The 25,238-nt window shown below is 71.1% G+C and carries 24 protein-coding genes; 12 read left to right on the plus strand and 12 right to left on the minus strand.

Translation table 11 applies throughout. From position 1 onward, the window contains the following. Window positions 1–311 precede the first annotated feature (311 nt). The gene (locus ACZ60X_RS03005; protein ID WP_469592562.1) at window positions 312–524 is read left to right on the plus strand and encodes an FmdB family zinc ribbon protein; all 213 of its coding nucleotides are present in this window, start codon (window positions 312–314) and stop codon (window positions 522–524) included. Here the strand turns inward: ACZ60X_RS03005 and ACZ60X_RS03010 are convergent. From ACZ60X_RS03010 to ACZ60X_RS03020, 3 genes are read right to left on the minus strand one after another with little or no spacing between them, the layout of a single operon-like run. Continuing rightward, on the minus strand, window positions 521–1,330 hold the full coding sequence (locus tag ACZ60X_RS03010; RefSeq protein WP_469592564.1) for an HAD family hydrolase: 810 nt from the start codon (window positions 1,328–1,330) through the stop codon (window positions 521–523). The genes ACZ60X_RS03005 and ACZ60X_RS03010 overlap by 4 nt on opposite strands. Next, window positions 1,330–3,777, minus strand: a complete 2,448-nt coding sequence (locus ACZ60X_RS03015) for a phosphoribosyltransferase (protein ID WP_469592566.1) — start codon at window positions 3,775–3,777, stop codon at window positions 1,330–1,332. Before ACZ60X_RS03015 ends, ACZ60X_RS03010 begins: the two co-directional genes overlap by 1 nt. Continuing rightward, the gene (locus ACZ60X_RS03020) at window positions 3,774–4,943 is read right to left on the minus strand and encodes an HpcH/HpaI aldolase/citrate lyase family protein (protein WP_469592568.1); all 1,170 of its coding nucleotides are present in this window, start codon (window positions 4,941–4,943) and stop codon (window positions 3,774–3,776) included. The genes ACZ60X_RS03015 and ACZ60X_RS03020 overlap by 4 nt, the downstream gene beginning before the upstream one ends. A gap of 184 nt (window positions 4,944–5,127) precedes the next feature. Here ACZ60X_RS03020 and ACZ60X_RS03025 point away from each other — a divergent pair, with 184 nt between their 5' ends. Next, window positions 5,128–5,883, plus strand: coding sequence for a TerD family protein (locus ACZ60X_RS03025; RefSeq protein WP_469592570.1), 756 nt, complete (start codon window positions 5,128–5,130; stop codon window positions 5,881–5,883). Between the two features lie 12 nt (window positions 5,884–5,895). Here ACZ60X_RS03025 and ACZ60X_RS03030 read toward each other — a convergent pair whose 3' ends face one another. The 6 genes from ACZ60X_RS03030 to ACZ60X_RS03055 form a co-directional block, all read right to left on the minus strand. Then, window positions 5,896–6,630, minus strand: coding sequence for a TerD family protein (locus ACZ60X_RS03030; protein WP_469592572.1), 735 nt, complete (start codon window positions 6,628–6,630; stop codon window positions 5,896–5,898). Between the two features lie 112 nt (window positions 6,631–6,742). Further along, window positions 6,743–7,882 (minus strand): DUF475 domain-containing protein, encoded by a 1,140-nt coding sequence (locus ACZ60X_RS03035; RefSeq protein WP_469592574.1) that lies wholly within the window; start codon window positions 7,880–7,882, stop codon window positions 6,743–6,745. A gap of 103 nt (window positions 7,883–7,985) precedes the next feature. Next, window positions 7,986–8,564 carry a TerD family protein gene (locus ACZ60X_RS03040; RefSeq protein ID WP_469592576.1) on the minus strand — a complete coding sequence of 193 codons (579 nt, stop codon included), beginning with the start codon at window positions 8,562–8,564 and terminating at the stop codon, window positions 7,986–7,988. 112 nt (window positions 8,565–8,676) lie between these two features. After that, window positions 8,677–9,252, minus strand: coding sequence for a calcium homeostasis/redox stress adaptation protein (locus tag ACZ60X_RS03045; RefSeq protein WP_469592578.1), 576 nt, complete (start codon window positions 9,250–9,252; stop codon window positions 8,677–8,679). Between the two features lie 139 nt (window positions 9,253–9,391). Beyond that, entirely contained in the window at window positions 9,392–9,850 is a 459-nt protein-coding gene (locus ACZ60X_RS03050) for a peroxiredoxin (protein ID WP_469592580.1), read from the minus strand. Window positions 9,851–9,963: 113 nt separating this feature from the next. Continuing rightward, window positions 9,964–10,380, minus strand: a complete 417-nt coding sequence (locus tag ACZ60X_RS03055) for a DUF3052 domain-containing protein (protein ID WP_469592582.1) — start codon at window positions 10,378–10,380, stop codon at window positions 9,964–9,966. A 440-nt stretch (window positions 10,381–10,820) separates the two neighbouring features. On the opposite strand from ACZ60X_RS03055, the gene aceE reads away from it, so the two are divergent. Further along, window positions 10,821–13,568: a pyruvate dehydrogenase (acetyl-transferring), homodimeric type gene (gene aceE, locus ACZ60X_RS03060; protein WP_469592584.1), complete on the plus strand. Its 2,748-nt coding sequence runs from the start codon at window positions 10,821–10,823 to the stop codon at window positions 13,566–13,568. Window positions 13,569–13,605: 37 nt separating this feature from the next. Continuing rightward, window positions 13,606–14,400, plus strand: coding sequence for a potassium channel family protein (locus ACZ60X_RS03065; protein WP_469592586.1), 795 nt, complete (start codon window positions 13,606–13,608; stop codon window positions 14,398–14,400). Between the two features lie 194 nt (window positions 14,401–14,594). Here the strand turns inward: ACZ60X_RS03065 and ACZ60X_RS03070 are convergent, their stop codons facing one another. After that, window positions 14,595–16,082, minus strand: a complete 1,488-nt coding sequence (locus ACZ60X_RS03070; protein ID WP_469593006.1) for a DHA2 family efflux MFS transporter permease subunit — start codon at window positions 16,080–16,082, stop codon at window positions 14,595–14,597. Between the two features lie 195 nt (window positions 16,083–16,277). Here ACZ60X_RS03070 and ACZ60X_RS03075 point away from each other — a divergent pair, with 195 nt between their 5' ends. The 3 genes from ACZ60X_RS03075 to ACZ60X_RS03085 all read left to right on the plus strand — a co-directional run bounded on the left by ACZ60X_RS03075 (window position 16,278) and on the right by ACZ60X_RS03085 (window position 19,132). Continuing rightward, window positions 16,278–16,904 (plus strand): TetR family transcriptional regulator, encoded by a 627-nt coding sequence (locus tag ACZ60X_RS03075; RefSeq protein ID WP_469592588.1) that lies wholly within the window; start codon window positions 16,278–16,280, stop codon window positions 16,902–16,904. A gap of 92 nt (window positions 16,905–16,996) precedes the next feature. Further along, window positions 16,997–18,214, plus strand: coding sequence for an alpha/beta hydrolase (locus ACZ60X_RS03080; protein ID WP_469592591.1), 1,218 nt, complete (start codon window positions 16,997–16,999; stop codon window positions 18,212–18,214). Window positions 18,215–18,280: 66 nt separating this feature from the next. Continuing rightward, entirely contained in the window at window positions 18,281–19,132 is an 852-nt protein-coding gene (locus tag ACZ60X_RS03085) for a DUF4429 domain-containing protein (protein WP_469592593.1), read from the plus strand. 9 nt (window positions 19,133–19,141) lie between these two features. On the opposite strand, the gene ACZ60X_RS03090 is transcribed toward ACZ60X_RS03085, so the two are convergent. Continuing rightward, on the minus strand, window positions 19,142–19,597 hold the full coding sequence (locus ACZ60X_RS03090; RefSeq protein ID WP_469592595.1) for a MerR family transcriptional regulator: 456 nt from the start codon (window positions 19,595–19,597) through the stop codon (window positions 19,142–19,144). A gap of 97 nt (window positions 19,598–19,694) precedes the next feature. On the opposite strand from ACZ60X_RS03090, the gene ACZ60X_RS03095 reads away from it, so the two are divergent. Beyond that, window positions 19,695–20,171 carry a GNAT family N-acetyltransferase gene (locus ACZ60X_RS03095; protein ID WP_469592597.1) on the plus strand — a complete coding sequence of 159 codons (477 nt, stop codon included), beginning with the start codon at window positions 19,695–19,697 and terminating at the stop codon, window positions 20,169–20,171. Between the two features lie 19 nt (window positions 20,172–20,190). After that, entirely contained in the window at window positions 20,191–21,012 is an 822-nt protein-coding gene (locus ACZ60X_RS03100; RefSeq protein WP_469592599.1) for a serine hydrolase domain-containing protein, read from the plus strand. A gap of 1 nt (window position 21,013) precedes the next feature. Here the strand turns inward: ACZ60X_RS03100 and ACZ60X_RS03105 are convergent, their stop codons facing one another. After that, window positions 21,014–21,682 carry a pirin family protein gene (locus ACZ60X_RS03105; protein WP_469593008.1) on the minus strand — a complete coding sequence of 223 codons (669 nt, stop codon included), beginning with the start codon at window positions 21,680–21,682 and terminating at the stop codon, window positions 21,014–21,016. Between the two features lie 194 nt (window positions 21,683–21,876). Here ACZ60X_RS03105 and ACZ60X_RS03110 point away from each other — a divergent pair, with 194 nt between their 5' ends. The 3 genes from ACZ60X_RS03110 (at window position 21,877) to ACZ60X_RS03120 (ending at window position 25,170) form a co-directional block, all read left to right on the plus strand. After that, on the plus strand, window positions 21,877–23,106 hold the full coding sequence (locus ACZ60X_RS03110; protein ID WP_469592601.1) for a PucR family transcriptional regulator: 1,230 nt from the start codon (window positions 21,877–21,879) through the stop codon (window positions 23,104–23,106). A gap of 89 nt (window positions 23,107–23,195) precedes the next feature. After that, window positions 23,196–24,128 carry an ACP S-malonyltransferase gene (locus ACZ60X_RS03115; RefSeq protein ID WP_469592603.1) on the plus strand — a complete coding sequence of 311 codons (933 nt, stop codon included), beginning with the start codon at window positions 23,196–23,198 and terminating at the stop codon, window positions 24,126–24,128. A gap of 10 nt (window positions 24,129–24,138) precedes the next feature. Continuing rightward, a complete protein-coding gene (locus ACZ60X_RS03120) occupies window positions 24,139–25,170 on the plus strand; it encodes a beta-ketoacyl-ACP synthase 3 (RefSeq protein ID WP_469592605.1) in 1,032 nt (343 codons plus the stop codon). Window positions 25,171–25,238 lie beyond the last annotated feature (68 nt).

A 25,238-nucleotide genomic window follows, 5' to 3' on the forward strand; every position in this document is an offset into this window, starting at 1 on the left:
GTCAGTCACGACGGCGTCTCCCCTCCGCACTCGCTCTTGCTCGCGCGGTGAGCTGAGCGTTCTCGCAACGGCTGAAACAAGCTATCAGCGTATTTTCCAAACCCTCACACATGTGTCTGTGAAGAAGGCCGTTCGACCCGCCCCAAGACCGGACCAACCGCACCGGGAACCGGGCGCCGGCGGCCAGGGCCTGCCCGGCGGATCCTGTCGCAGACGCGGGGGCCGACACGCCCGCCCCCGCTCACCGGCGCTTGCCGGAAGCCGCCGGCCCCCTGCGACCTGATCCGCCGGACAGGCCCTAGTCTGGGCCCATGCCTCGCTATGAGTACCGCTGCCGGACCTGCGGCGACACGTTCGAACTCAGCCGACCGATGGCGCAGTCGGCCGCCCCCGCCACCTGCCCCGCGGGACATGACGACACGGTGAAGCTGCTGTCCACCGTGGCGGTCGGCGGTTCGAGTGCCCCGGCGCCGGCCGGCGGGGGCGGCGGTGGCGGGTGCTGCGGCGGAGGCTGCTGCGGCTAACCCTGCCGGGCGGACTTCAGGAATTCCCTGAGAATCCGCTCCCCCGCCAGCACCCCCCGCTCCGGCAGCGCGCTGATCCCCGGCGCCGTCCAGCCCGTGTCGGCCAGTTCGCCGTGGCCCGGGCGCCAGCCCCGGTCGGCGGCGAGGAGGAGGTCGGCGTCCAGCAGGGAGTCGCCGGCGGCCAGGGTCAGGTCCGCGCCGGTGCGGCGGGCGACCTCGCGGACGGCGGCGCTCTTGGTGAGCGGCTTCGGGACGGCGTAGAGCTTCCGGCCCTGGAGGGAGACCGTCCAGCCCCGGCTCTCCGCCCAGGCCGCCAGCTCCTTCACCCACTCCTCGGGCAGCAGCTCGCGCTCGACGACGAGGTAGGCGAACAGGTCCTCGGCGACGCGGTGCTTGCGCACCCAGGCCGGGTCGGCGGTGCGCGCCAGACGCTCGCGCACCTCCGCCAGCGGCGCGCACTCGCCGGCGAGCCGGGCGAGCACACCGGCGTGCCAGGCGGCGTCCGTCTTCCCGTCGACCAGGAGGTGGCCGCCGTTGGCGCAGATCGCGTACGCCGGGGGCGGCCCGGGCAGGTTGATGCGCTGGTACTGCTTGCGGGTGCGGGTGGTGGTCGGCACGAAGACGGCCGCGTCCCCGAGGTCCGCCAGCAGCCGGGCCGCCGTCTCCGTCAGATAGGACAGCGGCCTGGCCTCGTGCACCTCCACGCACAGCAGCCGGGGTGCCCGGACGTCCGGCATGGTCAGCGCGAGGGCCGCCGAGGAGTAGATGAGCGTGCGGTCGAGGTCGCTCGCCACCAGCACCGGCATCAGACGTTCACCGCCCTGCCGTCGGCACCCGTGGCACCCCGCGTGTACTTCGGGTGGATCAGCCCGACGCAGGTGTACGGCAGGTCGCCGACCTCCTCGACGGGCACGCCCCGCTGTTCGGCGAGCAGCCGGACATGGTCGAGGTCGGCGCCGGCCCCCGCCCGCGCGAGGATCTTCCAGGGGACCCGGCGCAGCAGCACCCGGGTGGTCTCGCCGACGCCGGGCTTGACGAGGTTCACGTCGTGGATGCCGTACTCCTCGCTGATCCGCTCGACGGCCCGCCAGCCGGCCCAGGTCGGGGTGCGGTCCTCGGCCATCAGCTCCTTGACCGCCGTGCCGACGGCGTCGGCGACCTCGGGGAAGCGGGCGCAGACGGCGTCGAGGAACGCCGCGGAGACGTCGGCGCCGGCGAGTTCCCGGTAGAACTTGGCGCCGTGGAAGTCGCCCGGACCGACCAGGTCGGCGCGCAGGACGGTCCGCGATATCAGCCCGGAGACGGTCGAGTTGAGGCAGGCCGAGGGGATGAGGAAGTCCTCCCGCGTGCCGTAGGTGCGCACGCAGGAACCCGGGTCGGCGAGGACGGCGATCTCCGGGTCGAAGCCGGTGACGCCCTCCCTCGCCTGGAACTCCGCGACGGCCTGGGCGAGTTCGCGGGTGATGGCGCCCTTGCCGGTCCAGCCGTCCACGAACACCACGTCCTGCGGATCGTGGCGGGCGGCGAGCCAGCGCAGCGCGACCGCGTCGATGCCCCGGCCGCGCACGATCGAGACCGCGTAGTGCGGCAGGTCGAGGCCGTGCCGGAACCGCGCCCAGCGGCGCATCAGGACGCCGACCGGCGTACCCGCGCGGGCGAGGGAGACCAGCACCGGGCGCGGCGACCGCTCGGCGAGCACGGTCTCAGTGACGACCCCGACGGCCTGCGCGATCCGCGCGGCGGAGGCGTCGAGGGCTGCGTGGAACAGCTCCTGGTACTGCGCGCTCGGCTGGTACTCCACCGGCAGCGACTCGGCGTAGTGCGCCCCGCCGCTCTGGATGGCCTCCTCCCGCTCCTCGGTCGGCGCTTCCAGGGTCACCTCGGAGAGGTCCTGGAGCAGCCAGCCGACCTCCTCGGGCGCGTAACTGGAGAATGCGGGACCGCGGAGGGGCTCGGGCAGCATGGCCGGCCTTTCGGGAGCGGGCTGGGGCGCGGGGACGTAGGACGGGACGACCGCGAGCAGGACGTGCGGTACGTGGGCCGCGAGCTGGGCCAGCAGCCCGTCGGGCGCGTGCAGGGCGGGGGTGTCGGCGACGGAGTCGACCACGGCGACGACGGCGTCGAAGTCACCGCCGGCCACGTTGTAGGCGTACCGCTCCCCCGGCCCGTCGGCCGGGTCGTCGTGGGCGGGGAAGACCAGCTGGGTGCGGATGGCGTAGCCGGGGTCGTCCAGCGCGAGGACGGGCGAGCGGGTGGTGGTGGAGAACCGCACCTCGGCCGCCGTGGCCCGCTCCAGCTCGCGGGCGAGCCGCAGGGGGGCGTACATCAGCTCCTCGAAGCCGAGGACGAGGACGCGCCGGGCGGAGGCGGGCAGGGCGTCGGCGAGGCGGGCGCCCATCGCGGGGAGGGCGGCCTCCAGGCGGGCGCGATGGGCGGGCGTGAAGCCGTGCCGTCCGCCGTCGGGGAGGCCCGCGGGCCAGCGCAGGCCGACCCGGCGGGGCGGCCGGCCGGCCGCCCCGGGACCCCACCCGGCGGCCTCGTGGCGCGCCACCAGCCGCTGCCCCTGCTCCAGCACGTCCGACGGCAGCCGTACGACCCCGGACGCGGCGGCGACGAGATCCACCCGCGCCCCGATCTCCCCGGCGAACCGTTTCATCCGCCGGGCGTCCTCGGCCGAACGCATGTCGACCAGGGCCACCACCACATACCGCTCCCGTGGATACCGCTCGTGCAGGTCCCGAACGGTGTTCAGCACGGTGTTGCCGGTCGAGAACTCGTCGTCGACGAGGACCAGCGGCCCGTCCCCGGCGAGCAGCGCGGGGTCCTCCGGCAGCAGCAGGTGCGAGGTGGCGTGCGAGTGCGACTCCTCGAAGCCGCCCGCACGGGCGACCCCGGCCACCGGCCGTCGCGTGGAGTGCAGGTACGGCGCCGTCCCCAGACCGTCGGCCACCGCGTGGCCCAGCCCGGTCGCGGTCTCCGCGTACCCGAGGACGACCGCCTTGTCCGCCTGGCTCTCGGAGAGCAGCCCGGCGACCCGTCGGCCCAGGCGGTAGCCGTACTCGTACACCACGGAGGGCGTCTGCGGAACGTGCTTGCCCAGCACGTTCGACACCAGCAGATGGGCGCGCTTGGGGTTGCGCCGCAGGGCGAGTCCCAGCAGGGAGCGGAGCCCGTCGTCCCCCACGAGTTCGACGCCGAGCCGCTGGGCGACCCAACTGCCGGACCAGACACCGTCGTTCACTGCGTTCCTCATGCGTCCCTTATCCCGGCGGCGAGCAGTTCCACGAAGCCGACGTCCTCGTGGGCCACGCCGAAGGCCTCTGCGCGCAGCAGGGTCCGCTCGGCCCAGGCGCGGTGGGGTTTCACTTCGTTCATCTTGTTCGTGTACACGGACCTGAGGACGCCTCCGCCGCCGCGTTCCGGCCGCAGGATGTCCTGGGCGTCGCTGTACTCCTCGTGGCTGACGACGGACAGCGCGTGCACGGGCAGCACGTGGGAGGGGTGGATACAGGTCTTGCCGAGCAGGCCGTTGGCGTGGTCGAGGGAGATCTCCCGCAGCAGTCCGTCCATGGCGTGCTCGATCAGCCGCTCGCGCAGCTCGACGGCCTGGACCTCCAGGAAGGGGCTCTGCCGCAGCTGTGGCTTGAACATGCGCTCCGAGAGCCGGAAGTACTCCCACACGGGTCCGGTCACCGTGAAGCCCGTGCCGTCGGCCCGGCCCAGCATGTTCACGACGTCGGCGATCACCGAGGCGACGATCTGGACGTCGTAGGCGGTCATGTCGGGGGCGCGGCGCAGGCCGTAGGAGGAGCAGAAGTCGGTGACGCCGAGGCGCAGCGCCAGCACCCGGTCGCGGAACTTGTCGACCGCGCGGGAGATGCCCTCCAGGGTGTCCACGCGGGACTCGCGGTAGAGCAGCTCGGGGGATTCCAGGACGGGCATCGCGAACAGCCGGCGCCCGCTCTCCGCCTCGGCGGCCGTCAGGGCCTCCAGGAACGGGATGCCGCGCTCCTCGGTGAACTTGGGCAGCACGAACCCCGACAGCAGCCGCACGGACGCGCCGAGCCGACGTGCGAGGTCGGGGACCTGCCCGGGGGTGCGCACCCGGACGAACAGCAGCGGCGGCTCGAAGCCGGGCCGGGCGGCGAGGTCGGCGAACTGCCGGACCAGGTTGTCCTCACCGGCCACGACGTCCGCGTCGTCGATCGAGTCCTCCAGGCACAGCACCATCGAGACCACGCCGTTCCCGGCCTGTTTGACGATGTCGTCGGCGAGCCGCGGCCGGGTGGCCGGGCTGTACAGGGTGGCGCCGAGGGCGGCGGCGAGCAGCCGGGCCGGAGAGTCGGCGCTGAACGTGGCCGGCTCCCGGTGGAAGAGGCGCTGCCGCACCTCGGGGGCGATGTGCCCGAAATGACGCATAGGACTCCCTCAGGGCGTGCGCCCGAATCTCTGGGTTCGGTAAAAGGTGGCCGGTAATAGTACGTAGGGATCCGTGTCCGGGGTTCCCGGAGGGCATGAATTCCGGGTAACTCGCTTGTGTCGGCGGCTTCGGCGGCCCTCCCCCGCATTGTCGTGATCAGGACCGAGAAGGCAGGATGACCGCATGACGCACGCGATGCTGAAGGGGTCGAACGTCCCGCTGGAAGCCACCACGGTCCGCGCCGTGCTGCGCTGGACGCCCGGGCAGGGGGTTCCGGACGTGGACGCCTCGGCGCTGCTGCTGGGCCCCGGCGGCCGGGTGCGCTCGGACGAGGACTTCGTCTTCTACAACCAGCCCCGGCATCCGTCCGGCGCGGTGTGGCGGCTCGGCAAGAAGCGGGTCTCCGAGGGGCTGACGGACACGATCCAGACAGATCTTCCCGGCGTCGAGCCGGATGTCTCCCGGATCCTGCTCGTCGCCTCCGCGGACGGCGTCACCTTCGACCAGGTGCCGGCGCTGTGCATCGTGCTGTACGACGCGGCCGCCGCCGGGGAACCGCTGGCCCACTTCGACATCAAGCCGGAGACCGGCGCGGAGACCGCGCTGATCTGCGGCGAGCTGTACCGGCGCGGGGAGGGCTGGAAGTTCCGCGCGCTGGGCGAGGGCTACCAGGACGGGCTGAAGGGCCTCGCGACGGACTTCGGCATCTCGGTGGACGAGTCGGAGGCGGAGCCGGAACCGGCGCCCACGGCGTCCCGGCCGCTGCCTCCCGAGCAGCCGACGGCCGCCGTGCCGCAGCAGCCGCCCGCGTACGGCTACCCGCAGCCGGCGTCGGCTCCGCCGGCGTACGGGTATCCGCAGCCGGTGCCGGTGACGGCGGGGCCCGTGGACCCGGACTTCCGGCTGCCGCCGCAGGGGCCGCAGTTCATCGGGCGGTGAGCGGACCCACCGTCACCGGTCCGCCGTCTTGTAGCCCCGTCCCCACTGCAGGCCCCACCCGTACAGCCGGTCCAGTTCGCCCTGGAAGCCGTACACGAACTTGACCTCGCGGCGCACGAGCAGTTCGCCTTTCACGTTCTCGATCATCACCACGGCGCATGAGCGCGCCTGCGGATGGCGTTCGTCGAGACCGATCTCTATGCGGGGGCCGTTGCTGGGGTACAGCGTGACGATGGCGTGGGTACGGTCGAAGGCCGGGGTCTGGTCGTAGATGTAGACGAAGACCAGCAGGCGTTTGATGGCGTCGCGGTGGTCGAGATTGACGTACATCGTCTCGCCGGACGCCGAGCCGAACCGGTCGTCGCCGCTGAGCTTGATGTACGGCGGGGCGTTGACGTCGCCGAGGTAGTTGCCGAGGGGCTGGACGACGCCCTTCGTCCCGTCCGCCAGCTCGTACAGGCAGCCGAGGTCGAGGTCGACGTTGACCATGCTCTGGCCGTGGCCGAGCACCTCCGGCGGCTTCAGGGCCCGGAAGGGGTGCCGGAAGAGGCTGGTGCGCTGGGTGACGTCGAAGTCGGAGGTGCGCATCCGCCAGGTCAGGTTGACGCGCAGATGGCCCGTGGCCGCGCCCTGCTTGGTGAGCGACACCGTGTGGTGCCGCCCGGTGAGCTGGATGGAGCCGGTCGCGGCCTCGCCCGAGTCGAAGTCGGCGGCGCTGACGCCCCGCAGTCCGTCGAAGAAACCCATGCCCGCCCCCGGGTGCCTGTCGTGTACGCCTGTTGGGTGCCGTGGTCACGCCGTCGGGGCGGCCGAGCCTCGCGGCCGCCCCCGTTCAGAGCGTTCCTCACCGGCCGGGGTGTCACACCCCCGAGGAGACCTCGGCCTTCTCGTCGCTGCCCTCGCCGGTGGCCGCGAGCGCGCGGTTGCGGCGGACGGAGGACCAGAAGGACCAGCCGATCAGGACGACGCCGACGAGACCGGTGATGACCTCGTTGATCTGGTACTGGATGGTGACCATGAGGATCACGGCCAGGGCGCCGATGGCGTAGTGGGCGCCGTGCTCCAGGTAGACGTAGTCGTCGAGGGTGCCCTGGCGGACCAGGTAGACCGTGAGCGAGCGGACGTACATCGCGCCGATGCCGAGGCCGAGGGCCATCATCACGATGTCGTTGGTGATGGCGAAGGCGCCGATCACGCCGTCGAAGGAGAAGGAGGCGTCCAGGACCTCCAGGTAGAGGAACATGAAGAACGCGGCCTGGCCGGCCAGGACCACCGCCGACTTCTGCCTGCCGGTGCGGGCGGCCTCTTCCTCCTCCTCGTGCTCGCGCTCCTCCTCTTCCTCCAGCCGGTCCTCGAAGAAGCCGGACAGACCACCGACGATCATGTACGTGATCAGGCCGGCGATGCCGGAGATCAGCACCGTCTGCGCCTTGTCGGCATGGGCGCCGCCGTGCTGGTGGGCGTGGGTGGCGAAGGTGAAGGAGGTGATCAGAAGGACGATCAGGGCGATGCAGACCGACAGCATGTCGACCTTGCCGAGCTTGGCCAGGGGCCGCTCGATCCAGCGCAGCCACTGGATGTCCCGGTCCTCGAAGATGAAGTCGAGGAAGATCATCAGCAGGAACATCCCGCCGAAGGCGGCGATCGCCGGGTGGGCGTCGGTGACCAGCTGCTGGTAGCGGTCCTTGTCGGTGAGGGCCAGGTGGACGGCGTCGTAGGGGTTGAGCTTCGCCGTGACGGCCACGATGACGACGGGGAAGACCAGCCGCATGCCGAACACGGCGATCAGGACGCCGACCGTGAGGAAGATCTTCTGCCAGAAGGCGTTCATCTTCTTCAGGATTCCGGCGTTGACCACGGCGTTGTCGAAGGAGAGGGAGATCTCCAGGACGGCCAGGATCGCCACGACCCCGAAGCCCTGCCACCCTCCGTAGAAGACGGCGGCGACGAGGCCGAGCGCGGTGACCGCGAACGACCATCCGAAGGTTTTCAGAAGCACTGGCTACCCAATCGTGTAGGTGCGGGTTTACCCCGCGCCGTACTCGGCTTTGCTCAACGTTGACCCCGAGTGTAGACGTGCGCCCTGGAGGCGGTACCGGCGGCTACGAAACGTTCACGCCGAAGTCCAGTGCGATGCCGCGCAGGCCGGAGGCGTAGCCCTGGCCGACGGCGCGGAACTTCCACTCGCCCTGGTAGCGGTACAGCTCGCCGAAGATCATGGCCGTCTCGGTGGAGGCGTCCTCGCTGAGGTCGTAGCGCGCCAGCTCCTGGCCGTCGGCCTGGTTGACCACACGGATGAAGGCGTTGGAGACCTGGCCGAACGTCTGGCCCCGCTCGTCCGCCATGTGGATCGAGACGGGGAAGACGATCTTCTCGCAGTGCGACGGCACCTTGGTGAGGTCCACCAGGATCGTCTCGTCGTCGCCCTCGCCCTCACCGGTGAGGTTGTCACCGGTGTGCTCGACGGAGCCGTCGGGGCTCGTGAGCTGGTTGTAGAAGACGAACCACTCGTCGCCGAGGACGCGGTTGCCGGCGCCGCACAGCAGCGCGCTGGCATCCAGGTCGAAGGGGGCGCCGGTCGTGGACCGCGCGTCCCAGCCGAGCCCGATCGTGACGTTCGTGAGATTGGGTGCGGCCTTGGAGAGGGAGACGTTGCCTCCCTTGGCGAGCGTGACGCCCATGGTGATGGTCCTCCCCTGGTGGTGCCTGTGTCGTTCGTTGTCCTTGCGCGTCCGGCGCCGCCCGTGAACGGTGCGGCGCCGGACGGAAGCGAGGGTGACCGGACCTCGACGGTCAGACGTTGACGCCGAAGTCCTGGGCGATGCCGCGCAGCCCGGAGGCGTAGCCCTGGCCGATGGCACGGAACTTCCACTCCGCGCCGTTCCGGTACAGCTCGCCGAAGACCATGGCGGTCTCGGTGGAGGCGTCCTCGCTCAGGTCGTAGCGGGCGATCTCCTGCTGGTTGGCCTGGTTCACGACGCGGATGAAGGCGTTGCGGACCTGGCCGAAGGACTGCTGGCGGTTCTCGGCGTCGTAGATCGACACCGGGAAGACGATCTTCTCGATGTCGGCCGGGACGGTGGCGAGGTTGACCTTGATGGCCTCGTCGTCGCCCTCGCCCTCACCGGTGAGGTTGTCACCGGTGTGCTCGACGGAGCCGTCGGGGCTCTTGAGGTTGTTGAAGAAGACGAAGTGCTGGTCGCTCGCGACCTTGCCGGAGCTGTTCAGCAGCAGTGCGCTGGCGTCGAGGTCGAAGTCGGTGCCGGTCGTGGTGCGCACGTCCCAGCCCAGACCGACGATGACGGCGGTCAGGCCCGGGGCCTCCTTCGTCAGCGATACGTTGCCGCCCTTGCTGAGGCTGACTCCCACGGGTCCTCCATGTGTGTCCAGGGGCGGGGAGCCCCCGTCGTGCTTCGGATACGGGATCAACGTGCCGATCCTAGTAACGGGTTCCCGCCCCCGAGAGACCCTGGACCCGAAGACTCACGGGTGTCGGCCCACGGTCGGCCTACAGGGTGTCGAGCGCCTTCACGTACGCGTTCAGGTCCCGGGCGTCCGGCAGGCCGTTGATCACGGTCCAGCGCACGACGCCGTCCTTGTCGATGATGAAGGTGCCCCGCACGGCGCATCCCTTGTCCTCGTCGAAGACGCCGTACGCGCGCGAGACGTTGCCGTGCGGCCAGAAGTCGCTCAGCAGCGGGTACTCCAGGCCCTCCTGCTCGGCGAAGACGCGCAGGGTGTGGATGGAGTCGTTGGACACGGCGAGCACCTGGGTGTCGCGGTCGGCGAAGGCGGGGAGGTTGTCGCGCAGCTCGCACAGTTCGCCGGTGCACACACCGGTGAAGGCGAAGGGGTAGAAGAGCAGGACGACCTTCTTCTCGCCCCGGAAGTCCGAGAGCTTCACGGCACGGCCGTGGTTGTCCTTGAGGTCGAAGTCGGGGGCCTTGTCGCCGACCTGGATCGCCATCGGGATGTCTCCCTTTCGGTGGGCTGTTCGTCAGGGGAACAGCCTACGGCGACGGGGGCGGCGGTCACTCGGAGGGACCGCCGCCCCCGCGCTCGCTCACCTGGGGGAGACCGTCACCGCTTCGGCGTCTTCAGCTTGGTGTCGTTCCAGTCCTTGCCGACGCTGACGCTCTTGGCCTGCGACAGGCCGGCCGTCTGGGCGGCGTCGTTGATGTCGCTGGGCTCGATGTAGCCGTCCCGGCCGGTCTTCGGCGTGAGGAGGTGGATCGGGCCGCCCTCCTCGATGAGGCCGATGGCGTCGACGAGCGTATCGGTCAGGTCACCGTCATCGTCGCGGAACCACAGCACCACGGCGTCGGCCACGTCGTCGTAGTCCTCATCAACCAGCTCCTGGCCGATGGTCTCCTCGATGGACTCGCGGAGGTCGTGGTCTACGTCGTCGTCGTAGCCGATCTCCTGGACCACCTGTCCGGGCTGGAACCCCAGCCTGACGGCCAGGCTCGTCTCCGCGTGGTCCGCGGTCGCGCTCACGGTCTGCCTCCTGATCATGTCTTTAGGGAACAACTCAGCCACGCGCGTGCGCGTGATGCTTGGCCGTAGTCCACACGTGCGCGACGGATCGCGCAAGTACCCGGCCCTCCGGACCGCCGAAACGGTGACGATCCCGGCCTTGTCACCGCAACTCCCGGCACCTGTTCCCGAACCATCGTGACCCAAACCACACCACTTCGCCCGGTTTGCGGCACCCGCCCGTGCATCGGCGGCCCCTTCCCGGAATCGTCCGGCGGCACGCGCCTCGAACACCTTTGCCAAGTGCGTCACACCCCGGGCGTATCGTTGCGTTTTGACCGGGGCGGCTCCCGATGAGGTGACGTACGCCGTCCCGAGGTACACGATGGGGAACGGTGCAGGCAGGTGCAGAAAAGCGGGAAGCAGCAGAAGAAACGGCCCTCTGACAGGTAAGGAACAGCGTGGCTTCCGGATCCGATCGCAATCCGATCATCATTGGCGGCCTTCCGAGTCAGGTTCCTGACTTCGATCCCGAAGAGACCCAGGAGTGGCTCGACTCCCTCGACGCCGCGGTGGACGAACGAGGCCGGGAGCGGGCCCGCTATCTCATGCTCCGGCTGATCGAGCGGGCCCGCGAGCGGCGCGTGGCCGTGCCAGAGATGCGCAGCACGGACTACGTCAACACGATCCCGACCAAGAGCGAGCCGTTCTTCCCCGGCAACGAGGAGATCGAGCGCAAGATCCTCAACGCCACCCGTTGGAACGCGGCCGTGATGGTCTCGCGCGCCCAGCGGCCCGGCATCGGCGTCGGCGGCCACATCGCCACCTTCGCCTCCTCCGCCTCGCTGTACGACGTCGGCTTCAACCACTTCTTCCGCGGCAAGGACGACGGCCGGGGCGGCGACCAGGTCTTCTTCCAGGGCCACGCCTCCCCCGGCATCTACGCGCGCGCGTACCTGCTCGACCGGCTCTCCGAGGCCCAGCTCGACGGCTTCCGCCAGGAGAAGTCGGCGTACCCGAACGGCCTGTCCAGCTACCCGCACCCGCGCTCGATGCCGGACTTCTGGGAGTTCCCGACGGTCTCCATGGGCCTCGGCCCGCTCGGCGCGATCTTCCAGGCCCGGATGAACCGCTACATGGAGGCGCGCGGCATCGCCGACACCTCCGACTCGCACGTGTGGGCCTTCCTCGGCGACGGCGAGATGGACGAGCCCGAGTCGCTCGGCCAGCTGTCCATCGCCGCGCGCGAGGGCCTGGACAACCTGACCTTCGTCGTCAACTGCAACCTGCAGCGGCTGGACGGCCCGGTGCGCGGCAACGGCAAGATCATCCAGGAGCTGGAGTCGATCTTCCGGGGCGCTGGCTGGAACGTGATCAAGCTGATCTGGGACCGCACCTGGGACCCGCTGCTCGCGCAGGACCGGGACGGCATCCTCGTCAACAAGATGAACACGACCCCGGACGGGCAGTTCCAGACGTACGCCACGGAGTCCGGCGCGTACATCCGCGAGCACTTCTTCGGCGACGACCACCGGCTGCGCGCGATGGTCGAGAACATGACCGACGACCAGATCCTGCACCTGGGCCGCGGCGGTCACGACCACCGCAAGATCTACGCGGCGTTCAAGGCGGCCAAGGAGCACAAGGGCCAGCCGACGGTCATCCTCGCCAAGACGATCAAGGGCTGGACCCTGGGCCCGAACTTCGAGGGCCGCAACGCCACGCACCAGATGAAGAAGCTGACGGTCGACGACCTCAAGCGCTTCCGCGACCGCCTGCACCTGCCGATCTCCGACAAGGAGCTGGAGTCCGGTCCGCCGCCGTACTACCACCCGGGCCGGAACACGGACGAGATCCAGTACATGCACGACATGCGCAAGCAGTGCGGCGGGTACGTCCCGACGCGCGTCGTGCGCTCCAAGCCGCTCCCTCTGCCGGACGACAAGACGTACGCGACGGTGAAGAGGGGCTCGGGCCAGCAGTCCATCGCCACGACGATGGCCTTCGTGCGCCTGTTGAAGGACCTCATGCGGGACAAGGAGATCGGCCGGCGCTTCGTACTCATCGCGCCGGACGAGTACCGCACGTTCGGCATGGACTCCTTCTTCCCGAGCGCGAAGATCTACAACCCGCTGGGCCAGCAGTACGAGTCGGTGGACCGCGAGCTGCTCCTCGCGTACAAGGAGTCGCCGACCGGCCAGATGCTGCACGACGGCATCTCGGAGGCGGGCTGCACGGCGTCCCTGATCGCGGCGGGCTCGGCCTACGCCACGCACGGCGAGCCGCTCATCCCGGTCTACGTCTTCTACTCGATGTTCGGTTTCCAGCGCACCGGCGACCAGTTCTGGCAGATGGCCGACCAGTTGGCGCGCGGCTTCGTGCTGGGCGCGACCGCGGGCCGCACGACCCTGACCGGCGAGGGGCTGCAGCACGCGGACGGCCACTCGCAGCTGCTCGCCTCGACCAACCCGGCCTGCGTGGCCTACGACCCGGCGTACGGGTACGAGATCGCGCACATCGTGCAGGACGGCCTGCGCCGCATGTACGGCGGCGACGCCGAACACCCGCACGGCGAGGACGTCTTCTACTACCTGACCGTCTACAACGAGCCCATCCAGCACCCGGCCGAGCCGGAGGACGTGGACGTCGAGGGCATCCTCAAGGGCGTCCACAAGCTCAGTGCGGGTACGGCGGGCTCGATCCCGGCGCAGATCATGGCGTCCGGCGTGGCGGTGCCGTGGGCGCTTCAGGCGCAGGCCATCCTCGCCGCGGACTGGAACGTGAGGGCGGACGTCTGGTCGGCCACGTCCTGGAACGAGCTGCGCCGTGAGGCGGTGGCGTGCGAGGAGCACAACCTGCTGCATCCGGAGGAGGAGCAGCGGGTGCCGTACGTGACGCGCAAACTCAGCGGTGCCGAGGGGCCGTTCGTGGCCGTGTCCGACTGGATGCGCTCGGTCCCGGACCAGATCGCCCGGTGGGTGCCGGGCGCGTACCAGTCACTGGGCGCCGACGGCTTCGGCTTCGCCGACACCCGCGGCGCGGCGCGGCGCTTCTTCCACATCGACGCCCAGTCGATCGTGGTGGCGGTGCTGACCGAGCTGGCGCGCGAGGGCCGGGTGGACCGCTCGGTGCTCAAGCAGGCGGTGGACCGGTACCAGCTGCTGGACGTCTCGGCGGCGCATCCCGGGGTGGCAGGCGGCGACGCGTAGCCCCGCGCCCCCTTGGGGGAACGTTTACCATTCCGGTATGAACGGACAGTCGGCGAAGGCGCGTTGGGAGCGGCACACCCAACGGCCCTTGCTGGCGCTGGCGGTGGTGTTCGCCGTCGCCTATGCCCTGCCGATCGTGGACAGTCCCCCGAGCCCCTCGCTGACGCTGGTGTGCACCGCCACGGAGTGGGCGGTGTGGGGACTGTTCGCGGTGGACTACCTGATGCGACTGGCGCTCGCCCGGCAGCGCCGGCGGTTCGTCCGGACGCACTGGATAGACCTGTGCGCGGTGGTGCTGCCGCTGCTCCAGCCCCTGCGGCTGCTGCGGATGGTGTCGACTCTGCTGCTCGTGGGGCGGCGGGCGCGCATGGCGTCCCAGATCCGGCTCACGACGTACGTCGGCGGGGCGCTGGTCGGGGTGCTGATGTTCGGCTCGCTGGCCGTCCTGTCCGTCGAGCGGAACGCGCCGCGCGGGAACATCCGGACGCTGGGCGACGCGGTCTGGTGGTCCTTCACGACGATGACGACGGTCGGCTACGGCGACCACGCCCCGACGACCGGCATGGGCCGCCTCATCGCCGTCGGCCTGATGCTGTCCGGAATCACGCTGCTGGGTGTCGTCACCGCGAACATCACCGCGTGGTTCATCGCCCGCTTCGAGAAGGACGAGGCGGAGGAACGCCGACAGACGGAGGCGATCGCCTCTCTGGCGGAGGAGGTACGGCTGTTGCGGGCGGAAGTCGCAAGGCTGGCGGGGGTGCACGCCCCCAGGGCTGCCTCCGGCCACCACGCACCCTCGGTCGGCAGCGAGGCCGCGGCCCCGCCCCGGTAGCCGCCCGGCCGGGCCGCCGGCCGGCACCAGCGCGCACTGCCCCCTCCGCAGCGCGCGCCGTGGCCAGGCCGTCCTCCCATGTCCTGCGGAGGACTTGACCCACTGTGACGCGCGGCAGGTGCCCGGTGCGAGGGCTGCCGAGCGGAGTCACCCTGATAGGGGAACTCCGCCCCGGCCGCCCCCGTACCAGCCGCTCAGATGTGGCCCACGCCCGCGCCGGCCTCGGCGTTCGCGCCGCGCTTGGTGAGCAGCGCGACGAAGACGGCGGCCGCCGCCACGCCCGCCGCGACCAGGGAGGCGAGGCTCATTCCGGAGATGAACGTGTGGTGCGCGACCTCGGTGATCTTCGCGGCGACCGGCGCCGACGCGCCCTTCGGCACCGGGGCGACCCCCTGCTGCACCGCCTGCGAGGCCATCCCCTGCTGGGCCGGGGTGAGCTGCGGCAGGCCCGCGGCCTTCCAGTTGCCCGCCAGCGAGTTGTCGACCTTGGAGGCCATCACGGCGCCCAGCACGGCCGTACCGAGGCTGCCGCCGATCTGCATCGCGGCCTGCTGGAGACCGCCGGCGACACCGGACAGCTCCATGGGCGCGTTGCCGACGATGACCTCCGTGGCGCCCACCATGACCGGTGCGAGGCCGAGGCCCAGCAGGGCGAACCAGACCGACATGAGGCCGCTGCCGGTGCCCGCCTTGAGGGTGGACATGCCGTACATCGCGATCGTCGTGACCGCCATGCCGCCGGCCAGCGGGATCCGGGGGCCGAGCTTGGTGATCGCCGCGCCCGCCAGCGGGGAGCCGACGATCATCATGCCGGTCAGGGGCAGCAGGTGCAGGCCCGCGTTCACCGGGGTCATGCCGTGCACGTTCTGCAGGTAGAAGGTGACGAAGAACAGGCCGCCCATGAAGGCGATGGCCATGAGGACCATCAGGACCACGCCGGCGGACAGCGGGAGCGAGCGGAACAGGGCCAGCGGGATCAGCGGTTCGCGCACCCTCGTCTCCCAGAAGGAGAAGAGGGCGAAGCCCGCCACCGACGCGACGATGAACGACCACGTCCTGCCGTCGCCCCAGCCCCAGGCCGGGGCCTTGATGAGCGCCCAGACCAGGCAGAACATCGCGCCGGACAGCAGGGCTATGCCGAGGATGTCGAAGGAGCGCGGCGCGTTCTCGGCGCGGTGGTCGCGCAGGATCAGCAGGCCGAGGGTCAGGGCGATGAGGCCGACCGGCACGTTGATGAAGAACACCGACTGCCAGTTGACGTGCTGCACGAGCAGGCCGCCCAGGATCGGGCCGCCCGCGGTGGACGCGCCGATCACCATGCCCCAGATGCCGATCGCCATGTTGAGCTTCTCGGCCGGGAAGGTCGCCCGCAGCAGGCCGAGCGCGGCCGGCATCAGCAGCGCGCCGAACAGGCCCTGCAGGACGCGGAAGGTGACCACCGCGGCGATGCTGTTCGACAGCCCGATGGCGCCGGAGGCGGTGGCGAAGCCGGTGACCCCGATCAGGAACGTCTGCCGGTGGCCGAAGCGGTCGCCCAGCTTGCCCGCGGTGATCAGGGAGACCGCGAGGGCGAGGAAGTAGGCGTTGGTGATCCACTGGACGTCGGCGAAGCTCGCGCCCAGGTCCTTGGCGATGGCCGGGTTGGCGATGGCCACGATGGTGCCGTCGAGGGCCACCATCATGACCCCTACGGCGACGGTGATGAGAGTGAGCCACGGGTGGCCGCGCAGCCCCGTGGGCGGGCCCGCCTCCAGCGGGGCCGCCGGTGCCCCGTCCCCCGGCCCCGAGGCGTCGATGGTCTGACTAGTCATGTGTTCGAGGCTAGTGACAGCCACTGACAATTGACAAATGATTTCACATGGCAGTTACTGACACGTGTGGTAACACTGCGCGAACGCAAGAAGCAGCACACCCGGGAGTCCCTGCTCCGAGCCGCCCTCGAACTGTTCACGGACCGGGGGTACGAGCACACGACCGTCGACGAGATCGCCGAGGCCGTCGGCGTCTCGCAGCGCACCTTCTTCCGGTACTTCGCCGGCAAGGAGGACGTCGCCTTCGCGGTGCAGGACATGACCACGCGGCACTTCGTGGCGTGCGTACGGGCCCGGCCCGCGCACGAGTCCCCGATGGAGGCGCTGCGCCAGGCGGTGCTGGAGGGCTGGGACGCGATCCGCGAGACCGTCGAGTCGGCGGTGCCGGTGGAGCTGTACCTGCGCATGTACCGCACGATCGAGTCGACGCCCGCGCTGCTCGCCGCCCATCTGCGCCGCGCGGCCGCGAACGAGGAGACGATCGCGCGGCTGCTGGCCGAGCGCGAGGGCGTCGACCCGGACACCGACCCGCGCCCCCGGCTCGCGGTGGCCGTGTTCGGCGGGGTGATAAGGGTCACGGAGCGGCAGTGGTGCACGGGCGGGGACTTCAGTCTGGATTCGATCCGTCAACTCACCGCGTCCTACCTCGATCAGGTGGGTCCGGCGCTCACCGGGAACTGGCGTGCGGGCTGAGATCGCTGACGGGGCGTTCGATCTTTGACGAAACGTGATAACGGTCACTCGGTTACCCCGAGACCGTCCTGTTCTCCTAGTGTGTCCTCCCAGTGACTTCCTTCGACACCTCTCCGCAACTGAACGTCTGGCGCGCACTGCTGGCGCTGGCCGTCGTGTTCGTGATGCTCGCGACCACCGGCTGGACCGCCTTGCGCAGTCACCGGGTGTCGACGGCGCTTCAGGCCTCGCTCACCCAGTGGGAGCACGGCCACCTCGACGGCCACCGCCTGCCGGACCCCGCGACCGACCCGGCGCGGCTCACCCGTTTCTTCGACTCCCTCTCCGCCGCGGACCGGGGCCGCCTGATCCACCGCTACCCGCTCGCGGTCGGCAACATGAACGGCGCCCCGGTCACCGTGCGCTACAGCGCCAACCGCGTCGCGCTGGAGCAGGCCCGGGAGGTCGAGAAGAAGCGCATGCACGACAGCCGGCTCAGCGCGGCCGGGCACCAGGACGCGGGCCGCCGCATGCACCGCTACGAGTCGCTGCTGACCCCCGGCCGGCAGATCCTGTCCTTCGACCCCGAGGGCTCGGGCCGGATCTCCGAGGTGTTCGGGGACCTGGACACGGCCGAGCGGATCTCCGTCGTCGTCCCCGGCGTCGACACCGACCTGCTGACCTTCCAGAAGACCGGCCGTCCGTACACCGCCCCGGTCGGCATGGCCACGGCGCTGTACGCGGCGGAGCGCACGGCGAGCCCCGGCACGCGGACGGCGGTGATCGCCTGGGCCGACTACACCTCGCCCGACGGGCTCGGTGTCGACGCGGCCACCGGCCTGCGCGCGGCGGAGGGGGCCGTACGGCTCAACGCCCTGCTGGCCGCCCTGCCCGGCACGGCCCCGGTGGCGACGATCTGCCACAGCTACGGCTCGGTGGTCTGCGGTGTCGCCGCGCCCGACATGCCCCGCCGGGTGTCCGACATAGCGGTGGCCGCGAGCCCCGGCATGCGCGTGTCCGGGGCCGCCCACCTGCGCACCGGCGCCCGGGTGTGGGCGATGCGGGACGCCACCGACTGGATCCAGGACGTGCCGTACCTGGAGCTGGGCGGGCTCGGGCACGGCGCGGATCCGGTGTCCCCGGCGTTCGGCGCGCGGGTGCTGTCGGCCCGGGACGCCCAGGGACACGCCGGCTACTTCCAGCCGGGCACGGACAGTCTGCGCAACCTCGCCGACGTCGGCGTCGGCGCATATGACGCGGTGACGTGCGCCCGTGAGAACGACACGTGCCGGGCCGGTGTGTCCGACACCATGACAGCCGGACGCGCGTAGAAACAGCAGGAAGTGCGGTCTGCGCGGGTGGCGACGGAGGAGCACGTGCCGCATACGATGAGCCGCATGGGTGACGTACTGGCGGGTTTTCATGCCGTCTGGGAGTTCGAGTCCGACTCCGTGCTCATCCGTTACGAACGGGGGATTCGAACACCGAAGCTGTTCCAGGCGCTCGGCGAACGGCGCGTCCCGCTGTCCGCGGTGGAGGGCGTGAGCCTGGCTCCGGGCAAGCGCGGCACGGTCGTCCTGCGGCTGCTGCCGCGCGCCGGCGCCGATCCGCTGCTGGAGGCTGCCGACGGGCAGCTCAAGGAGGGCTCCGATCCGTACCGGCTGGTGGTGCCGGCCGAGCGGGAGACGCTCGCCGAGTACTACGCGGACGAGCTGAAGGGCCTGCTCACCGGGTCCGGGCCCACCGACCGCCACCTGGTGGCCGCGCCCGAGGCACCGCTGCACTTCAAGGCCTACGACGCCAAGGCGTCCTTCGACGGGACGTCCGTGCAGTTCCGCTGGTCCTGGACGGGCGCGTCCTCGGCGAAGTGGAAGGCGGGCGACCAGAGCTTCGCGGTCACCGACCTCGGCGGGGTGCAGTGGCGCTCACCGGAGGTCTTCGAGGGGCATCTGCGGCTGATACGGCGCTCGGCGGACCCGGGGGCCGCGGTCCCGCAGCCCGACCAGGATCCGGCGGCCGTGGTCTTCGGGCTGGGATACGGGCCGGTGCACGAGTCGCTGCCGTTCGCCGCCGCGGTCCTGGCCGCCGTACGCGCGCGGGGGCCGGTACCCGTGGTACCGGCCCCGGCCCGGCGGGATCCCGCGGACATCGCCGAGCGGATCCGGCATCTCGGGGAGCTGCACCAGGCCGGCCTCGTCACCGACGAGGAGTTCTCCTCCAAGAAGGCCGAGCTGCTGGCCGAGCTGTAGCCCCTGGCGTCACCGCCCCGAGGCGTAGAAGCTGATCTTCTTGTCCAGGACGGACAGGGTGTCGTGCAGTTCGGCGATGCGGGTCAGGACGTCCCTGCGGGTCGACTCCAGCAGCTCCTTGCGCTCCGCGTACGTGCCCTCGCCCTCGCGCACCAGCTCGGCGTAGCGGACCATGTCCGCCACCGGCATGCCCGTCAGCCGCAGCTTGGTCACGAAGTCCAGCCAGTCCAGGTCGCGGTTGGTGTAGCGGCGCTGGCCGGTGTGGGAGCGGTCGACGTGCGGCATCAGTCCGATCCGCTCGTACCAGCGCAGGGTGTGCGCGGTCAGGCCGGTGAACGCGACGACCTCGCTGATCGTGTAGCGGTCCTGGCCGTCGGGGCGCGGATGGCGTCTGGGCGGGGCGGAACAGATGTCGGCGGGGCTCGTGCGCGCGGTGTCCGCGGGCGTGGTCTGCATCACCGTCATGGCCCCACGCTATGGCCTTGGAGTGGACTCGAAGCAAGCGGAACCCGGTAAGAAATACGCGGGACGCACGCCGGGGCGGGTGGTTACCGTGCGACGCATGAGTCTTGTACGCCGGGCCGTGCCCGAGGACGCCGTGGAAGTGCTGCGACTGCGCCAGGTCATGATCGACGCGCTGCCGATCACGGGGAGCGACCGTTCGACCGACTGGCACGCCGAGTCCCTGCCGACGCTGCGCGCGCGGCTCGCCGACGAGGACGGGGACTTCGCGGCCTTCGTCGTGGACCATCCCGACCGGCCGGGGGCGCTGGCCGCGCTGGTGGTCGGGACGCTGGAGTACCGCATCGGCAAGGCCGGCAATCCGCACGGGCGGGTCGGGCACGTCTTCAGCGTGGCGAGCGACCCGGACGCCCGGCGGCGCGGGTACGCGCGCGCGTGCATGGAGGAGCTGCTGGCCTGGTTCCGCGAACGCGGCGCCGGGCACGTGCTCCTCAACGCCTCCCCGGAGGCCGAACCGCTGTACGCCTCCCTGGGCTTCACGCGTGACCCGGACCCGTCGATGCGGCTGCGGCTGTGAGCCGCATAGGCTCGGCCCCATGTCGTTGAAGACCCTCGCCTCGATCGAGAACTGGCCCGTGCCCACCGCCGCGGCGGGCGTCGTACGCGCCGACGGGACCGTCCTCGGGACGCACGGTCCCGTCGGGCACCGTTTTCCGCTCGCCTCGGTCACCAAGCCGCTGGCGGCCTACGCGGCGCTCGTGGCGTACGAGGAAGGCGCGATCGATCTGGACGAGCCGGCCGGGCCGCCCGGCGCGACCGTCCGCCACCTCCTCGCCCACACCTCCGGGCTGGCCTTCGACGAGCACCGGGTGACGGCCGCGCCCGGGGAGCGGCGGCTGTACTCCAACGCCGGTTTCGAGCAGCTCGGGGACCACATCGCCAAGGCGACGGACATCCCGTTCGCCGAGTACCTGCGGCAGGCGGTGCTGGAGCCGCTGGGCATGACGGCGACGTCGCTGGACGGCTCACCGGCCAAGGACGGTGTGTCGAGCGTCTCGGACCTGCTCCGCTTCGCGGCGGAGGTGCAGGCGCCCCGGCTGCTGGATCCGCGGACGGTGGCGGCGGCGATGACCGTGCAGTACCCGGGCACGAAGGGCGTCCTGCCGGGCTACGGCCACCAGAACCCGAACGACTGGGGCCTCGGCTTCGAGATCCGTGACGCCAAGTCGCCGCACTGGACCGGGAGTTCGTCCTCCCCGCGGACCTTCGGCCACTTCGGTCAGGCCGGTACGTTCCTGTGGCTCGACCCGGACGCGGGGGTGGCGTGCGCCGCGCTGGCCGACCGCGCCTTCGGCCCCTGGGCGATCGAGGCGTGGCCGGCGTTCACGGACGCGGTGCTGGCCGAGCTGCGGGGCTGAATCACCCCTGCCGCTCCTGGCCCGCCATCTCCCACATCAGCAGCTCCGCCGGCGTGGCCGCCACCGCCTCCAGTCCGTCCGCGTCGGTGATCCGCACCGCGTCCCCCGGCCCCAACTCCTCGCCGGCCAGCCGGATGTCACCCCGGACCACATGGGCGTAGACGTACGCCCCGTCCGGGACGGCCGTGCGCTCGCCGGGGGCCAGGCGGCGGACGTGGAGCATCGCGGCGGCGGTCGTCAGGGCGTACGGAGTGGAGTCGGCGATGCCCGGGACGACGGTGTACGACGGCTCGCCGCCGGGGGCCGACGGGGCCAGCCACATCTGCAGGAAGGCCAGCGGGGCGGCGCCGTCGTTGCGTTCCACGTGGCGGACGCCCGCCGCCGCGCTGAGGTGCTGGACGTCGCCCGGGCGGACCGTGGTCTCACGGCCCGTGGAGTCGCGGTGGGTCAGCTCGCCCTCGATCACCCAGGTGACGATCTCGGTGTGGCTGTGCGGGTGTTCGTCGAAGCCGGCGCCGGGCGCCAGGTGCTCCTCGTTGCAGGCGATCACCGCGCCGAAGCGCAGGTTGTCCGGGTCGTAGTGCGGACCGAAGGAGAAGGCGTGCCAGGAGTCGATCCCGGCCTCCGGGTCCCCTCCGCGAAAGCGCTCGGCGGCGCGCCGTACCTCCATCACGGGCCCCACCGTAGCCCTGCCGGGCGGCGAGGGCCTGTCCGGCGGATCCTGCCGCGGACGCGGGGGCCTGTCAGAAGCCGCCGATTTCCTGCGACCTGATCCGCCGGACAGGCCCTCGCCCGCGGGCGAGGTGCCGTCGAGCACAGCCCCGGCGGCGCACGGTGTCGTCCGGATAAGGCAGTCTTGTCCCCGTGCCCCAACCCGAAGCCCGCAAGCGCGACCCCCACGCAGATTCCCGTCCCGGCCCCCGCTCCCGCGACGGCCACCCGCACGCGGCGACCCTGAAGCGGCTGGAGAAGTCCTCCGGGTCCCTCGCCGCGCAGGCCATCGCGCGGATGGACGAGACCCTGCCGTGGTACCGGGCCATGCCCCCGGAGAACCGTTCCTGGATCGGGCTCGTGGCCCAGGCGGGCATCGCCGCCTTCACCGAGTGGTTCCGGCACCCGGACGCCCCGCAGGCCATCTCCACCGACGTCTTCGGCACCGCGCCGCGCGAGCTGACCCGGGCCATCACGCTGCGCCAGACCGTGGAGATGGTGCGCACCACCATCGAGGTCATGGAGTCCGCCATCGACGAGGTGGCGGCTCCGGGGGACGAGAGCGTGCTGCGCGAGGCGCTGCTCGTGTACGCCCGGGAGATCGCCTTCGCGACCGCCCAGGTGTACGCCCAGGCCGCCGAGGCACGCGGTGCCTGGGACGCGCGGCTGGAGTCGCTGGTCGTCAACGCGGTCCTCAGCGGAGAGGCCGACGAGGGCGCCGTCAGCCGGGCCGCCGCGCTCGGCTGGAACTCGCCCGAGCACGTGTGTGTCGTCCTCGGCACCGCACCCGACGGCGACAGCGAACTGACCGTCGAGGCCATCCGGCGAGCCGCCCGGCACGCCAAGCTCCAGGTGCTCACCGGGGTCCTCGGGGACCGGCTCGTCGTCATCGCCGGAGGCAGCGACAACCCGCTCGCCGTCGCCAAGTCGCTGATCGGGCCGTACGCCGCCGGGCCGGTGGTCGCCGGGCCCGTCGTGCCGGATCTGCTGGCCGCCACCCGGTCCGCGCAGGCCGCCGCCGCGGGGCTCAAGGCCTGTTCCGCCTGGCAGGACGCGCCGCGGCCGGTGCTGGCGGACGATCTCCTGCCGGAGCGGGCCATCGCGGGCGATCCGGGCGCCCGCGAGCAGTTGGTGGAGGAGATCTACAGACCGTTGGAGGAAGCGGGCTCGGCGCTCCTGGAAACCTTGAGTGTCTACCTGGAGCAGGCGAGCAGCCTCGAAGGCGCGGCTCGGATGCTCTTCGTTCACCCGAACACCGTGCGCTACCGGCTCCGACGTGTGACTGACGTCACCGGCTGGTCGCCTTCGGATGTACGATCCGCCTTCACGCTGCGGATCGCGCTCATCCTGGGGCGGCTGGCCGACGGCGAACCCCAGACATAGGGTTTTGTCGGGGCCCCACAAAAGCCCTACGTGTTCTTCGTCCCTGTCCCCACGGGCGGCCCCGGCCGTCCCCAAGAGAGAGTGTGAGAGTGCTCGTACTCGTCGCTCCCGGCCAGGGCGCCCAGACGCCCGGCTTCCTGACTCCCTGGCTCGAACTGCCCGGCGCCAAGGACCGCGTCGCCGCCTGGTCGGACGCCATCGGCCTGGACCTGTTGCACTACGGTACCGAGGCCGACGCGGACGCCATCCGTGACACCGCCGTCGCCCAGCCGCTGCTGGTCGCCGCCGGGATCCTGTCCGGCGCGGCACTCGGTGACATCGCCGAGATCGGCCCGGGCGCCGTCGCGGGCCACAGCGTGGGTGAGATCACCGCCGCCGCCTTCGCGGGCGTGCTGGACGACAGCGACGCGCTGGGCCTGGTGCGCCGGCGCGGTCTGGCGATGGCGGAGGCCGCCACGATCACCGAGACGGGCATGTCGGCGCTGCTCGGCGGCGACCCCGAGGTGACCCTCCCGCACCTGGAGAAGCTAGGCCTGACCCCGGCGAACATCAACGGCGCGGGCCAGATCGTCGCGGCCGGCACGCTGGAGCAGCTGGCGGCGCTGGCCGAGGACAAGCCCGAGGGCGTCCGCAAGGTCGTCGCGCTGAAGGTCGCCGGCGCCTTCCACACCCACCACATGGCCCCGGCCGTCGACACGCTGGCCAAGGCCGCCGCGGAGCTTGCGCCCGCCGACCCGGAGGTCACCTACGTCTCCAACAAGGACGGCGCGGCCGTGGCGAGCGGTGCCGAGGTGCTGGAGCGGCTGGTCGGCCAGGTCGCCAACCCCGTGCGCTGGGACCGGTGCATGGAGACGTTCCAGGAGCTGGGCGTCACCGCGCTGATCGAGGTGTGCCCGGGCGGCACGCTGACCGGCCTGGCCAAGCGCGCCCTGCCCGGCGTCAAGACGCTGGCCCTGAAGACCCCCGCCGACCTCGACGCGGCCCGCGCGCTCATCGCAGAGCACGCCGGCGCCGGTGCCTAAGGAGCCGTAGATGGCGAAGATCAAGCCCAGCAAGGGCGCCCCGTATGCGCGCATCCTCGGTGTCGGCGGCTACCGGCCGACCCGGGTGGTGCCCAACGAGGTGATCCTGGAGAAGATCGACTCGTCCGACGAGTGGATCCGCTCGCGCTCCGGCATCGAGACCCGGCACTGGGCCGGCCCCGACGAGACGGTGGCCGCGATGTCCATCGAGGCGTCCGGCAAGGCGATCGCGGACGCCGGCATCGACGCCGAGCAGATCGGTGCCGTGGTCGTCTCGACCGTCTCGCACTTCAGCCAGACCCCGGCCATCGCGACCGAGATCGCCGACAAGCTGGGCACCGCCAAGGCCGCCGCGTTCGACATCTCCGCGGGCTGCGCGGGCTTCGGCTACGGTCTGACGCTCGCCAAGGGCATGGTGGTGGAAGGTTCCGCCGAATACGTGCTCGTCATCGGCGTGGAGCGGCTGAGCGACCTGACCGACCTGGAGGACCGGGCCACGGCCTTCCTGTTCGGCGACGGCGCCGGCGCGGTCGTCGTGGGCCCCTCGCAGGAGCCGGCCATCGGCCCGACCGTGTGGGGCTCCGAGGGCGACAAGGCCGAGACGATCAAGCAGACCGTCCCGTGGGACCGGTTCAGGATCGGCGACCTCTCCGAACTCGCCGTGGACAGCGAGGGCAACGTCAAGTTCCCCGCGATCACGCAGGAGGGCCAGGCGGTGTTCCGCTGGGCCGTGTTCGAGATGGCGAAGGTCGCCCAGCAGGCGCTGGACGCGGCCGGGATCAGCCCGGACGACCTGGACGTCTTCATCCCGCACCAGGCCAATGTGCGGATCATCGACTCGATGGTGAAGACTCTCAAACTGCCGGAGCACGTCACGGTCGCCCGTGACGTCCGCACCACCGGCAACACCTCGGCCGCCTCGATCCCGCTCGCGATGGAGCGGCTCCTGGCGACCGGGGAGGCGAAGAGCGGCGACACCGCGCTCGTCATCGGATTCGGGGCGGGTCTCGTCTACGCCGCCACGGTCGTTACCCTCCCCTAGGCACTCCGTGCCGGATCTCGCGGTCCGGCAGGGGGACAACTGCCACAAACCGTCTGGAACATCAAGAA

The sequence above is a fragment of the Streptomyces sp. NPDC104106 genome (assembly GCF_055584345.1).

What these genes read in the sequence shown, in the direction of transcription:
- ACZ60X_RS03020 (WP_469592568.1), bottom strand. Translation starts at nt 4,943, where the DNA reads ATGCGTCATTTCGGGCACATCGCCCCCGAGGTGCGGCAGCGCCTCTTC.
- ACZ60X_RS03105 (WP_469593008.1), bottom strand. Translation starts at nt 21,682, where the DNA reads ATGGAGGTACGGCGCGCCGCCGAGCGCTTTCGCGGAGGGGACCCGGAG.
- ACZ60X_RS03010 (WP_469592564.1), bottom strand. Translation starts at nt 1,330, where the DNA reads ATGCCGGTGCTGGTGGCGAGCGACCTCGACCGCACGCTCATCTACTCC.
- ACZ60X_RS03050 (WP_469592580.1), bottom strand. Translation starts at nt 9,850, where the DNA reads ATGGCGATCCAGGTCGGCGACAAGGCCCCCGACTTCGACCTCAAGGAC.
- ACZ60X_RS03065 (WP_469592586.1), top strand. Translation starts at nt 13,606, where the DNA reads ATGAACGGACAGTCGGCGAAGGCGCGTTGGGAGCGGCACACCCAACGG.
- ACZ60X_RS03100 (WP_469592599.1), top strand. Translation starts at nt 20,191, where the DNA reads ATGTCGTTGAAGACCCTCGCCTCGATCGAGAACTGGCCCGTGCCCACC.
- ACZ60X_RS03015 (WP_469592566.1), bottom strand. Translation starts at nt 3,777, where the DNA reads ATGAGGAACGCAGTGAACGACGGTGTCTGGTCCGGCAGTTGGGTCGCC.
- ACZ60X_RS03120 (WP_469592605.1), top strand. Translation starts at nt 24,139, where the DNA reads ATGGCGAAGATCAAGCCCAGCAAGGGCGCCCCGTATGCGCGCATCCTC.
- ACZ60X_RS03090 (WP_469592595.1), bottom strand. Translation starts at nt 19,597, where the DNA reads ATGACGGTGATGCAGACCACGCCCGCGGACACCGCGCGCACGAGCCCC.
- ACZ60X_RS03095 (WP_469592597.1), top strand. Translation starts at nt 19,695, where the DNA reads ATGAGTCTTGTACGCCGGGCCGTGCCCGAGGACGCCGTGGAAGTGCTG.
- ACZ60X_RS03030 (WP_469592572.1), bottom strand. Translation starts at nt 6,630, where the DNA reads ATGGGTTTCTTCGACGGACTGCGGGGCGTCAGCGCCGCCGACTTCGAC.
- ACZ60X_RS03070 (WP_469593006.1), bottom strand. Translation starts at nt 16,082, where the DNA reads ATGATGGTGGCCCTCGACGGCACCATCGTGGCCATCGCCAACCCGGCC.
- ACZ60X_RS03005 (WP_469592562.1), top strand. Translation starts at nt 312, where the DNA reads ATGCCTCGCTATGAGTACCGCTGCCGGACCTGCGGCGACACGTTCGAA.
- ACZ60X_RS03085 (WP_469592593.1), top strand. Translation starts at nt 18,281, where the DNA reads ATGGGTGACGTACTGGCGGGTTTTCATGCCGTCTGGGAGTTCGAGTCC.
- ACZ60X_RS03040 (WP_469592576.1), bottom strand. Translation starts at nt 8,564, where the DNA reads ATGGGCGTCACGCTCGCCAAGGGAGGCAACGTCTCCCTCTCCAAGGCC.
- ACZ60X_RS03025 (WP_469592570.1), top strand. Translation starts at nt 5,128, where the DNA reads ATGACGCACGCGATGCTGAAGGGGTCGAACGTCCCGCTGGAAGCCACC.